We start from the raw sequence: 12,436 nt of genomic DNA, 5'->3' as shown, positions 1-12,436 counted from the left end.
ATCTACCATTTTTCCTGTAGCAATGTTTCCAATTTGCTGATTTCCTCTTGGTACATTGTTTTCTTGCGTGTGCCAAAATAAAGTGTATTCTCAACCGGAGATTGACCTTCCCACACCAGTTTTATTTTGCTGGAAGCAATAGCTTCTGCACATAAAAAATCAGGAACAATAGAAAAGCCTTTGTTATTGCTGAGACAGCGTATAATGGAACTGATATTGGGTACAATGTAATTGGGGCTGAAATCGGGATGTTCGCCAAAATGTGTTGACCAGAAATTCCTGAGGTGATCCATATCTGCGGCAGTGCTGTACCATAGCTGTTTTTTTAATAGCTCGGAAGCTTCTTTGATCTTATTGCCATGCAATAAAGCTTCCAATTCTGTTGTATCTGTTTGGCAACCTGCGATCAGCACGATACGCTCTTTCGAAAAGGGCTGATAGACTAAATTCTGCTGATTGCCTTTTTGCGGTGTAATAATTAAGTCGAGTAATCCATTGTCCAGATCCTGTTGCATCTGTGGATATTCGCCGAATTTAATAATGAGGTTAAAGGGAAGCTGGGCAATATGCTCCTCAAGAGTGTATTGAAAGGTTTCAAAACACATACCAACGCTGATGGTAATACGTTCATCCAGAGCTCGATTGTGAAAATGTTGTTCGCCTATTTCTAGCTTTTTAAGCGGATCAATAATATAATTATATAAAATTTTTCCTTTCTCTGTCGGTACCATCCGGCGTGCTGACCGATCGAATAGTTTGTGCCCTGTAAAGGCTTCCAAGGAGTTGAGATGTAGACTCACGCCAGGTTGCGAAATAAATAATTCCTGTGCGGCCGCTGACAGTGTGCCGGTCTCATAAATCGCCTTAAAAGTACGAAGCCATTCTAAGTTCCATTTCATATCTATTATTTTAATGATACAAATATACAATTTAAATTATTTGTGTGATTCATAAAAATGATAGAAATTTGTGTTATCAATAATAAAAATAATAGAGATGAATATATTTATTATCAATGGCGGACAGGAGTTCGCACACTCAGGTGGCTCTTTTAATACCACAATTACAAATTGGACGGAGCAAACTTTGGTTAAGAATGGATTTGAAACCCGTGTGACCAATGTAAATGATGCGTTTGACGCGATGGTCGAAGCTGAAAATTTTAAATGGGCGGATATCATTGTTTATCACTTTCCAGTATGGTGGTTTCAGGTGCCTAATCGTCTAAAGCTTTATATAGATGAAGTGTTTACAGCTGGACACAATAATGGAATCTATCGGAGTGATGGCCGTTCGCGTAAGAACCCTGCAATCAATTATGGTACCGGTGGATTGATGCATGGGAAAAAGTATTTTGTAACCTCAAGTTGGAACGCGCCAGATACGGCTTTTACGATGGAAGGTGAGTTTTTTGATCAGCATTCTGTTGATGAAGGTGTTCTGTTTGGCTTTCATAAGATGAATCAATTTGCAGGACTGGAAAGTATTGGAAGTTTTCATTTCCATGATATGGAGAAAGGCGCAACGCAGGAGCGTGTGGATAACTACGAAAAGGAATATAAAGCATATTTGGAAGAGGTATTTTATTTTGAAACTCAGTTATCATGAAGATCTATATAACGGCTATTTTAAAGGCAAATCCAGCATTTCGAAACGAGGTCATGCATACATTGCAGCGTATGGTCGAAGAGAGCCGAAAGGAAGCTGCTTGTATACAGTATGATCTGCATCAGCTGGCTGAAGATGAGAATCAGTTTATCTTTTATGAAATCTGGGAAAGCCGGACGGGACTGGATGCACATAACCAGCAACCTTATATCCTCGCATTTGGGCGAATGGTTGAGGAGAAGCTGCAAGAGACACCACAGATTTACTTAATGGAAAAAATAGCCTGATTCCATCTCGATATGGATGACAAAATTTATAATTTGAACTGGGATCAGACGCGTTTTTATATTAAAAACTGTTGAAATCATTCGTGTTAGCGTTACGGAGTACTAGCTGTTTATTGCTATTTAGTGACACGAATGATTTTATTGGTTCCTTTTTCAACGCCAATAGTAAGGAGATTCCGTTGCTTCAGACTTTCTTGTAAAAGAGATAACTGATCTTTCCGCTCGTCACCTTTGTTATCCAACCAAAAAGAAGAAGCCATCATACCAATCTGTATTCTGTAAACAGAATCTTGTTCGGGTACTGCCTGTTCAATAACCTGGTTTTCATACCAAATTAGATTTTCATCATTCTTTTTGACCGAACATGAAAATAAGATAAGACTGAAGATTAGTAGTGTGGTTGTTCTCAAAAAATGCTTAAATGTAAGATCCATCGACGTTTTGTTTGATAACTAAATCTACAGTTTTTTTTCACAACTCGTTCTTAAAATCTGCTAAATCTGCTACAGGCGCTGTGCCGTAGGTCATTTTCAACGCCGTTGTACATGCGCTGTAATGTTGGATTGCTGTGTATGGCTGATGAATTAGGGTTGGATTGCTGTGACCCGTTCTAAAAATTGTTTTTTGTATGTTGATATGCAACTTCCAGGTGATCGAGAAACTGAAATAACTTATTGTTCATCTCGGTGTAGTCGTAACCGCGGATTTGATCTGGAGTCTGCACGAATTTATGCTGTTTGCTTCTGCGTAGAAGATCTTTCTCTGCCTGAATCAACCGTTCGACAACTTCCGAATTGATTTCCATATGGCATTGAAAGCCATAAACCAGATCGGTGTACTTCACGATCTGTCTTGGACAACCTGCACTGACTGCAAGAACTTGACTTTCTGCGCTAAGTCCAGGCATATCGTTATGCCAGTGACCGACAGGTAGAAATTCGCCAAAATGCCCAACTTTCGGATCTGCCAAACCGTCTTGAGTAAGTTGGATCCCAAAGACGCCTATTTCTTTTTCCGGACTAGGTTCGTAGGTTGCCCCTAGGGCTTCACCGATCAATTGTGATCCTAGACAAACCCCAACAACGGCTTTTCCAGCATGTATACATTGCCTGATTAAGGCAATTTCAGCTCGCGCATCATAATAAGGATATTCTTGTTGAGAGGAATCTGGACTTTGAGGACCACCCATAATAACCAATAAGTCTATCATCGTGCCGTCTTGTGGTAGCGCTTCATATTGATATACCCTAGAGAAACTCGTTTTATGGTGTCGTGCTAGTGCCCATTGCAAATAGGCTCCTGGAGCTTCAAAATCCTCATGCTGTATAAAATGCACATTCATAAGCTATATTTTTAAATCAAATTCTCGTTCCAATAATAACTATCGGGGGTATTTCGTTGTCCGAATATCGCTGTTCCTACTCGTACAATAGTAGCGCCTTCGGCAATTGCTATTTCCAGATCCCCACTCATTCCCATGGATAATTCTTGCATCGATACATTCGGAATATCGAGCATAATGATTTGTTGTTGAATCTGTTTGAGCAACTGGAAACACCTACGTACTTGTTCAGCTTCGGCACTCAGGAGGCCAATCGTCATCAGCCCTTTTATGTGTAAGGTATGGAAAACCGAAATCTGTCTGACAAGATCAATGACCTGATCCGGAGCAACACCATATTTACTCTCCTCGTAAGATGTGTTTACTTGAATGAGTATATCTATTGTTTTATTTTCAGCTGTGAGTCGCTGGTGGAGCTTTTGAGCTAAATCGAAGCGATCTATAGAATGTACACAGGAAACATTATATTTAAGGATTTCTTTGATTTTATTGGTTTGCAAGTGTCCAATAAAATGATTGCAGTGTGGAAGCTCTTTCAGATCTTCGTATTTCTCCTTTAGTTCCTGCACCTTGTTTTCGGCAATTAAGGTCTGTCCAGCCTGTAGAGCTATTTTAATTCGCTCTGCTGTTACGGTTTTTGTTGCGAGTAATAATTTTACTTCTTGTGGATCTCTGCCGTTGTTTTGGCAAGATTCTTTGATCCGACGCCGTACAGCATTTATATTGTCGATAATAGTTGAATTCATGTTTCTGAATTAATTGTTGGTCCAATTTTTTTTCATCATAATATCGGTTTGTTCATCATCACCCAATTTGAAAATATGTTTATCGAAGGCGACAAAGCCATTTTTTTGATAAAAACTGATTGCACGAAGATTTTCCTCCCATACCCCCAGCCAGATAAACCCGACATTTTTTAACCTGGCGATATCCAATGCTTTTTCATAAAGAAGCTGTCCTACTTTTTTTCCATGAAATTCTTGTAGTACATAGATACGTTCTATTTCCAGTGCATGCTCATGGTGTAATTCAGTTTGCGCCTTTTCACTGTTTATTTTGAGATAGCCAATGATCCTGTTATCGAGTTGCGCAAAATAAAACTCCGACCCTTGATTGCTTAATTCAGCCAATAGTGTTTCCTTCGAAAATTTTTCCGCCATGTACTTTGCCATATTAGCTGCTGTATTGGCTTCGGAAAATGCCTCGATGAAGGTCTGCTGACTTATATTCTGCAATAGATCAATATCAGTCATTTTCACTTTGAGAATTTTTATGTTTATTGAATTTTTGTCCATGTGGCTGTGTGTAATAAATTAAGACTGTAAGTTTCTGATAGATTTAGCGATGCTCTTTTCGACAGAATTGCCCCCTTTCTCTAAATGTGTAGCGATACGTTCCCTTTCGACAGCAGTTTTGTTCTGACTAATCTTTTTTTGCCCCTGTAGATCCGTTACTTCCAGTTCGAAGGCGACGATACCTCGTAACATGCCCTTTTTAAAACGATCTGAGAGCTCTCGCCATTGGTCTAAATAAGCACTGTCATAGGTCTTGATCATCTGTTCAAGCACTTCTATTTTTTCGTCTTCATTATTTATAATTCGTGCTGTTCCGTAGGCATGTACAGCGATATAGTCCCAGGTTGGGACGCTTTCCTCTTTGTCATAATGCACAGGGGATATGTAGGCATGTGGTTCAGAGAAAATAACCAACGAAGTGTTTTCTACGATATACTTTGCTTGCTCATTTGCAACAGCAAAATGCGAGCTTAAAAATAGCTTATCTGCATGTTCATTGATCTGGAAGGGAAGTTGTGTCGCTATCGGGATATGGTCTTTTATGGATACAATAGTTGCAAAACTATATTGTTTCATAAATGCGATCTGTTCGGTATAGTCTTCAAATTGAAAATGTTTGGGTACGTACATACAAAGGTGTTTTTGTGATCACAACAAAAATAGGGCTAAAGTGAAGGGAATAAATGGTCCAAATTCAATAAAGTGGATAGTCCAGTGATAATACCTATACGCATTCTCGTGAGGTTGAATGGCCGGATGATACTGTCGCTGCCGAACTGATGTATGTGTTCGTTTTATAATGGTCAGCTAACAAGGCCTGTTTTATTTTACCTTGTTAGCTGGCAAATTTTTTAGCACCACCCACGCAGAGTATGACGCCAATGGTAACGAATAGCATGCCGATATTTACTTCTTCGTGAAGTAAGCTGGCAGCTAAGATTAGACCAAAGAAGGGTTGAAGTAGCTGTAGCTGTCCAATAGAGGCGATTCCACCCTGGGCTAATCCTTTATACCAAAAAATAAAACCGATAAACATGCTAAAGAGGGAAACGTAAGCAAGACTTATCCAGGCTCCGATGCTTACATGCCCTACCGTGGTTGGAAGAAAAATATAAGTCAAGGGCAGAGCTACTGGTAATGAAAATACCAATGCCCAGGAAATTACTTGCCAGCCTCCCAATGTCTTTGAAAGCTTGCCCCCTTCGGCATACCCCAGTCCACAAAGAATAACAGATAATAGCATGAGTATATCGCCAATAGGAGAGGAAGCTATACCCTGTTTGAGGGCATATCCAACAACCAAAAGACTGCCAAATATCGAAAAGATCCAGAATACTGGCCGGGGGCGCTCGCCACCACGAATGATACCAAAAACAGCAGTTGATACGGGAAGTATACCTACAAAGACAATGGAATGTGCGGAAGTCACATAGCGTAGGGCCAATGCGCTCAATAAGGGGAAACCAATGACAACGCCTAAAGCCACAATACCAAGGGATAAGAACTGTGTTTTTTGAGGCAATTTTTCCTTGTTGATCAATAATACGATAAGGGCGAGCAAACCTGCAATGGAAGCGCGGGCTACGGTCACAAAGAATGGATCTAAATCTAAGACCGCGATCCGTGTTGCAGGCAATGATCCACTAAATATAATGACGCCCAGTAAACCGTTTAGCCAGCCATTTGATGATTCCGTTACTTTTGTATTGATGCTCATTGTCAGATTATCTAAATTTTGATACAAATCTCGTGAATAGTTAAGGTTGAGTACAGTTACAGTTTTTGTTTAATTGATGGATACAGTTATATTTACAAAATGGGAAAAGACTTTCTATACAGTGTTTTGGCTCAAAATATAGCGAGTAAAATAAAAAATGGTGTTCTCAGGCCCAATGAACGGTTACCATCGGTGCGTATGTTGAGCAAAGAACATGGTATCAGCATGAATACAGCTAAGCGGGTATTCCTCGATTTGGAAGCGCAATCACTAATTTATTCGATACCGCAGTCAGGGTATTTTGTTAACGCATTGAATCAGCATAAATTGCAACTACCCGAAACAGGTCAAATAAAGCTTATGGCGGATAGTGTTGAGCCCAATGAGCTGATCAGTAGCGTGTACGCGAATATGGGGCGTAAAGACCTCACCTTGTTTTCCATCGGTGTTCCTTCAGGGGATTTACTGCCTTTGGCGAAATTAAAAAAGGAAATCGTACTTGCAACCCGAGAATTAGATGCTGCTGGCGCTGAATATGAACCTTTACAGGGGAATTTGAAATTGCGTAGGATGGTAGCGGCTCGTTCCTTGGGCTGGGATGGTCGATTGACAGCGGATGATGTCATTACAACGAATGGTTGTATGCATGCTTTGTCGCTCTGTCTGATGGCATTGACCAAGCCGGGAGATACGATTGCGTTGGAGAGCCCCTGCTACCCCGGTATTTTGCAGTTGGTTCTGAGTTTGGGATTAAAGGTTATTGAATTGACTTGCAATCCAATGTCGGGGATTGATATCCTTGCGCTCGAACGCTTACTGCCCGAGATCAATGTTTGTCTGCTTGTGCCCAATTTCAATACCCCATTGGGCTATTGTATGCCCGATAAAAATAAAATGGAAGTGGTCAGGTTACTTGCTAAGCACGCTGTTCCACTGATTGAGGATGATACTTATGGCGATATCTATTTTGGTAACGAACGACCCAAATGTTGTAAAACCTTTGACGAAGAGGGCAATGTGTTATGGTGTGGCTCGGTCTCAAAAACATTGGCCCCGGGCTACCGGGTGGGTTGGGTTGCTGCTGGGAAATACAAGGATCAGATTCTCCGCTTAAAATTAATTCATGCCTTGTCGTCTACAACATTAATTCACGAGGCAGTGGGTAATTTTTTAATGACTGGAAGATATGATCATCATCTCTATCATCTTCGGAAAACATTGCAAGAAAACTATCAACGGTTTTCCAATGTGATCGCTGAGTCTTTTCCGGAAGGAACGCGGATCAGCAGACCCCAGGGCGGGCTAGCGCTGTGGGTCGAATTGCCAAAAAGTATTGACACGACAAAGCTTTACAACTACGGATTAAAAAAGAACATGAGTATTGCACCGGGGAGAATGTTCACCCTGCAAAATCAATTTCAAAATTGTATGCGTCTCTGCTTAGGGCTACCCTGGACGGATGAACTACGTTTTGCGCTGGTACAGTTGGGTAATCTAGCCAAAATGATGCTACATGCCAATAAAACTGATCCAGAGATAGATCACATACCTTAATACGATGTATCCGTGTTTTTATGCTGGTATTGTGGTACATGATCCACTTTTGCAAATAGGTGTGGGCCATTCATTTCAATACCTGCAGCTAGGAAGTCATTGAGAATATGTTGATAAATTTCGGATTTAGCCAGCTCAATTTCACCTGATTTGGAAATATAAACATTCAGCTCGTAGAGGACATAAAAGTCGTCTAGTTTTTTTTGTAAGACAAATGGTGCCGGAAGTTGATTGACCCGTGCTATTCGTGATGGAATATTTAAGAGCAATTCGTGTATCCGTTGCCAAGGTTCTTCATAGCCTACTGTGAGTTCAACCTGAAAACATATTCCTTCTTCTGAAAAGGTAGAATAATTAACCGTATTGCCCGATAGGATGGAGGAATTCGGAATGGTGATTTCCTCATTTTTAATCGTCCTTAGCCGGGTTACTAAGGGTGATTTTTCAATGACAACACCTGTCTTATCCGCAATTGTGATTCGGTCACCGATGCGAAAAGGCCGCATATAGGTAATGACAAGACCTGCAATAATATTGGAAATGGCGGAGGATGACCCCAGGGAAAATAGCACTCCGATAAAAACAGATATTCCTTTGAAGATGTCTGAATTGGCGCCAGGGAGATAGGGGAATACAAGTACCAATGTAAAGGCGTGTAATAGAAACCGGACAATGGTAAATGTAGGCATAGCAAACTCCCGGTGAAAGCCATTGACCTCTAACTTACCTTTATCAATCTCGTTAAAAATATATTTTACAAACCTTACCGCATAACGCATGACAAATAGAATGACAAAAACAGTGATCAGATTTGGAATATAATCCCAAATGGCGAAGACCGCTTTTTTCAGGGGTTTGGTAAAAAGTCCGATCAGATTGGATGCCCAGCTTTGCGTAAAGGGAAAGACGCTGAAAACAATGGGAAGCATAATGAAAGCGATTAACACAATCAGTCCCCAACGCGCAATATTGATTGTGCTAATGAAAATACGGGTTTTCTGAACGGAGGTGAGGAACACATAATTTTTGATCTTAACGTCTTTGATCCGCGCTGTACGTTCGGTCAATAGGCGATTAGTGCCATATTTTTTTAGTCTATTGATAAAATACACCAAAATCGAAAAGACCACAAGGATTAGGAGGACAAGTCCTGTACGGATCAGCACTTTGGTAATGCTATTGTCTGCTCTTTCCTGACTGATGGCCTGTTGGATACGTTTGAGGTATTGGTTGGCAATCTCTTCTTTACTTTTACCCTCCAGTAGGGCGTCAAGTTCTGTGATGGAAGTAATGATCAGATCTTTGTAAACAATATCGGCGCTGATTTCGTTGTTTTCGATTTTGAAGGAATCTACTTTTACAAAATCATCTTCATAGAGATTCTCAATTCTGTTGACCACATTGTAGGCGCGATCTTTGGCCAGTGATGACCCTAATTTGTTATAGATATAAAAAAGGGTGTCATTAAATGGTGCGACGGCATAACGCTTGGTGTTTTTTTTGATCGAGTCGACTTTGATTTTTAACTGTTGCTTGCGCAGGTTGTTTTCTTCGTCAAAATTATTGAGCTGTTGTTTTAAATTTTCTTTCTTGGGACTATTCTGACTTTTGAGACTGGCGATTTCATGCTGTAGTTTCTGACGTTCGAGTGAATCGTTGATCTGTTGTTGTCGGATATCATTTAACAAGGTGCTTAAACCAAGTTCTTTTTTATTGATTGAATCGTTTTCTTGCGCATATAGCCCAACGATTGTTGAACAAAAGCATAGTATAATCGTAAAGAAAAAAATGTAAAATCTTCTCATATTCTCCAAGGTAAAATTGATACCAATCACTCAGCGTAACCAATCTGATCCTGATCGGATAGCCAAAGATAATAATGTTTTTTGTGGAACCCAGTTATCGGATGTTCCAATCTTTTTCGATTACCTTTTTTATCCGCTAATCTTTTGGGGGACCAGCAGCAATATGATATAAATTGCATATAAAATGATACGAAGAGGCTGCTGAATGTCAGTTATTCCAACGTTATTTGTTGTGAAGCTCATGTTTATTTTTAACGCATTTTTAATGATTCATTTTTTTATGCCTGAAAAACAGCTACGTCGCTAATTTTATCAAAATATATGATCAAACCCTTTAAAAAATCTATTTTTAAGATGAACAAACTCGGAAAAGTGAGTATTTGTTGCTTGTTAGCTTGTATATCGAGCTTTTTTGATGCACAGGCGCAACAAAGAAAAGCTCCAGCTTACCCATTAATTACCCACAATCCAAACTTTAGTATCTGGTCGATGACGGATCAGCTGAATGCATCGACCACCAAACATTGGACCGAAGCGGATCATTCACTCTTGGGACTGATTAATGTCGACGGCAATATTTATCGTTTTCTTGGTAAGGAGGAACCCAATTATAAAACGATTCTTCCCACTGCGGAAGATCAGTCTTTTACAGTACAATATACGGAGTCTAAACCCAAAGGAGAGTGGCAGTCCTCTTCTTATAAAGCCAGTGACTGGAAATCAGGTGCTGCTCCTCTAGGAGATGATCAAAAACATGTCAAGACTTTGTGGAAATCGGATGATATCTGGGTACGTCGTGCATTTAATGTGACCGACCCCCAAGGCATCAACGAACTCTTCTTAAAATTGAATCATGATGATAATGTCGTAGTGTTTTTAAATGGGAAAAAGGTTTATGAAAAGGCGGGTTGGACAAACAGCTTCCAATACTTGCCGATAAATAAGTCGGACCTAAAGGCGGGTCAAAATCAGATCGCTATTCATCTGCGCAATACTGCCGGAGGCCGTTTTCTTGATTTTGGCCTAGTAGATAGGCTCAAAGAGGGGGGACCTAAAATACAAACTGCCATACAGAAAGATGTGGAAATAACAGCCACACGTACCATATATAACTTCCAGGCAGGCAAAGTCGATCTGAAGCTTACATTTACATCGCCGCTATTGATGGATGATCTTAATCTATTGGCTCGTCCTGTGTCTTATATTACCTATCAGGTAAAAGCAAATGATGGAAAGCAACATGCTGTAAAAGTCTTTTTAAGTGCGGCATCCAACATTGCGGTCTATAAACCATCACAAGAGGTCGTTGCTGAAAAATATGAGACTGACAAATTAGCTGTTTTGAAAGCAGGAACAGTCGAACAACCTATGTTGCAAAAAGGAGCCGATGATATGCGTATTGACTGGGGCTATTTTTATGTTGCCTCACTCAAAAAAGATCAGTCGCAGCAGTTTGTAAGTCCAATGGCAACGGCTGTGGATGACTTTAGAAAAGGGAATACAAAGTCAAAAAGTACAAGGGGGACAGCATTATCATTGAATACAATCATTCCTTTTGGGACAGTGGGCGACAAGGAAGTCGAACGTTTTGTTGAACTTGGCTATGATGAGATTTATGCTATCCAATATTTCAAAAAAGATCTGCGGCCTTGGTGGAATAATTCTGGTAAGGAAACCATTGAAAATCAGCTTACCTTAGCAGCTAATGAATATCGTTCAGTAATGGGCAGATGTGTTGCTTTCGACAAACAGGTCTACACGGATGCGCTAAAATCTGGCGGAAAGGAATATGCACATTTAACAACACTGGCTTATCGTCAGAGTATTGCTGCACATACCTTGGTGAAAAGTCCACAGGATGAATTGCTCTGGTTGTCCAAAGAGAACAACAGTGGTGGTTTTATTAATACTGTCGATGTCACTTATCCATCGGCGCCTTTATACTTGATCTATAATCCGGAATTGTTGAAAGGCATGTTGACTGGTATCTTTTACTTTAGTGAAAGTGGCAAATATCCTCACCCTTGGGCGGCGCATGATCTAGGTACATACCCATTGGCTAATGGACAGACTTATGGCGAGCCAATGCCTGTCGAAGAGTCTGGAAATATGATTATTTTGACAGCTGCGATTTCAAAAGTACAGGGGGATGCAAGCTATGCACGTAAGCACTGGAAGACGCTCACCACTTGGGTAGACTATCTTGTAAAGGATGGTTTTGATCCTAAAACGCAATTATGTACAGATGATTTTGCGGGCCATCTTGCCCGTAACGTAAACTTATCGGTAAAGGCTATTGTAGGGATTGCCTGTTATGCGCAAATGGCTGAAGCTATCGGTGAAACTGAAACGGCGAAGAAATATCGTGCCATCGCGGAGGAGATGGTGCCAAAATGGATGGAAATGGCAGATGCCGGAGACCATTACGCGCTGACATTTGACGATAAAAACACCTGGAGCCAAAAATATAATCTGATTTGGGACAAGGTGCTGGGACTAAATCTATTTCCACAGAAAGTCTACAACACGGAGATCAAGTATTACCTTACCAAACAAAGTAGATTTGGAATACCATTGGATAGCCGAAAAGCATATACCAAAAACGACTGGATTTTGTGGACTGCAACGTTCGCACCAACTAGAGAAGAATTCGAAGCTTTGGTGCATCCCGTTTACAACCACGCGATCCAAACAGAATCACGTGTTCCACTAAATGATTTTTACGATGCGAATACAGGGATACGTGAGAATTTTAAGGCGCGTAGTGTTGTAGGTGGTTTTTATATGAAGATGCTATCGGATAAACTTCAGCAAAAATAGATATATGA

At 40.4% G+C, this 12,436-nt stretch carries 12 protein-coding genes; 4 read left to right on the top strand and 8 right to left on the bottom strand.

The features are described from left to right. Positions 1–2: 2 nt before the first annotated feature. Positions 3–899 carry a LysR family transcriptional regulator gene (locus OGI71_RS13805; protein ID WP_282256083.1) on the bottom strand — a complete coding sequence of 299 codons (897 nt, stop codon included), beginning with the start codon at positions 897–899 and terminating at the stop codon, positions 3–5. A 97-nt stretch (positions 900–996) separates the two neighbouring features. Here OGI71_RS13805 and OGI71_RS13800 point away from each other — a divergent pair, with 97 nt between their 5' ends. Continuing rightward, positions 997–1,608 carry an NAD(P)H-dependent oxidoreductase gene (locus OGI71_RS13800; RefSeq protein WP_282256082.1) on the top strand — a complete coding sequence of 204 codons (612 nt, stop codon included), beginning with the start codon at positions 997–999 and terminating at the stop codon, positions 1,606–1,608. Beyond that, positions 1,605–1,895: a putative quinol monooxygenase gene (locus tag OGI71_RS13795; RefSeq protein ID WP_282256081.1), complete on the top strand. Its 291-nt coding sequence runs from the start codon at positions 1,605–1,607 to the stop codon at positions 1,893–1,895. The genes OGI71_RS13800 and OGI71_RS13795 overlap by 4 nt, the downstream gene beginning before the upstream one ends. A gap of 116 nt (positions 1,896–2,011) precedes the next feature. Here OGI71_RS13795 and OGI71_RS13790 read toward each other — a convergent pair whose 3' ends face one another. From OGI71_RS13790 to OGI71_RS13765, 6 genes are all read right to left on the bottom strand, one after another. Continuing rightward, entirely contained in the window at positions 2,012–2,329 is a 318-nt protein-coding gene (locus OGI71_RS13790; protein WP_282256080.1) for a hypothetical protein, read from the bottom strand. Positions 2,330–2,505: 176 nt separating this feature from the next. Further along, positions 2,506–3,237 carry a gamma-glutamyl-gamma-aminobutyrate hydrolase family protein gene (locus tag OGI71_RS13785; RefSeq protein WP_282256079.1) on the bottom strand — a complete coding sequence of 244 codons (732 nt, stop codon included), beginning with the start codon at positions 3,235–3,237 and terminating at the stop codon, positions 2,506–2,508. A gap of 11 nt (positions 3,238–3,248) precedes the next feature. Further along, positions 3,249–3,983, bottom strand: a complete 735-nt coding sequence (locus OGI71_RS13780; protein ID WP_282256078.1) for a YggS family pyridoxal phosphate-dependent enzyme — start codon at positions 3,981–3,983, stop codon at positions 3,249–3,251. 9 nt (positions 3,984–3,992) lie between these two features. Further along, complete coding sequence (locus OGI71_RS13775; protein WP_282256077.1) at positions 3,993–4,532, bottom strand: GNAT family N-acetyltransferase; 540 nt, start codon at positions 4,530–4,532, stop codon at positions 3,993–3,995. 18 nt (positions 4,533–4,550) lie between these two features. Then, positions 4,551–5,162 (bottom strand): FMN-binding negative transcriptional regulator, encoded by a 612-nt coding sequence (locus OGI71_RS13770; RefSeq protein ID WP_282256075.1) that lies wholly within the window; start codon positions 5,160–5,162, stop codon positions 4,551–4,553. 205 nt (positions 5,163–5,367) lie between these two features. Continuing rightward, complete coding sequence (locus tag OGI71_RS13765; RefSeq protein WP_282256074.1) at positions 5,368–6,249, bottom strand: DMT family transporter; 882 nt, start codon at positions 6,247–6,249, stop codon at positions 5,368–5,370. Positions 6,250–6,348: 99 nt separating this feature from the next. Here OGI71_RS13765 and OGI71_RS13760 point away from each other — a divergent pair, with 99 nt between their 5' ends. Beyond that, positions 6,349–7,803 (top strand): PLP-dependent aminotransferase family protein, encoded by a 1,455-nt coding sequence (locus tag OGI71_RS13760; protein WP_282256073.1) that lies wholly within the window; start codon positions 6,349–6,351, stop codon positions 7,801–7,803. On the opposite strand, the gene OGI71_RS13755 is transcribed toward OGI71_RS13760, so the two are convergent. Continuing rightward, on the bottom strand, positions 7,800–9,608 hold the full coding sequence (locus OGI71_RS13755; protein WP_282256072.1) for a mechanosensitive ion channel domain-containing protein: 1,809 nt from the start codon (positions 9,606–9,608) through the stop codon (positions 7,800–7,802). The two genes, OGI71_RS13760 and OGI71_RS13755, sit on opposite strands and share 4 nt — an antisense overlap. 354 nt (positions 9,609–9,962) lie before the next feature. On the opposite strand from OGI71_RS13755, the gene OGI71_RS13750 reads away from it, so the two are divergent. Further along, on the top strand, positions 9,963–12,428 hold the full coding sequence (locus OGI71_RS13750; RefSeq protein ID WP_282256070.1) for a glutaminase family protein: 2,466 nt from the start codon (positions 9,963–9,965) through the stop codon (positions 12,426–12,428). Positions 12,429–12,436: the final 8 nt, after the last annotated feature.

Origin of the sequence: Sphingobacterium sp. ML3W (assembly GCF_029542085.1) — a bacterium.
Taxonomy (GTDB): Bacteria; Bacteroidota; Bacteroidia; order Sphingobacteriales; family Sphingobacteriaceae; genus Sphingobacterium.
The sequence above is the reverse complement of the archived record's forward strand: the minus strand, read 5'-3'. Positions and strand labels throughout refer to the sequence as shown.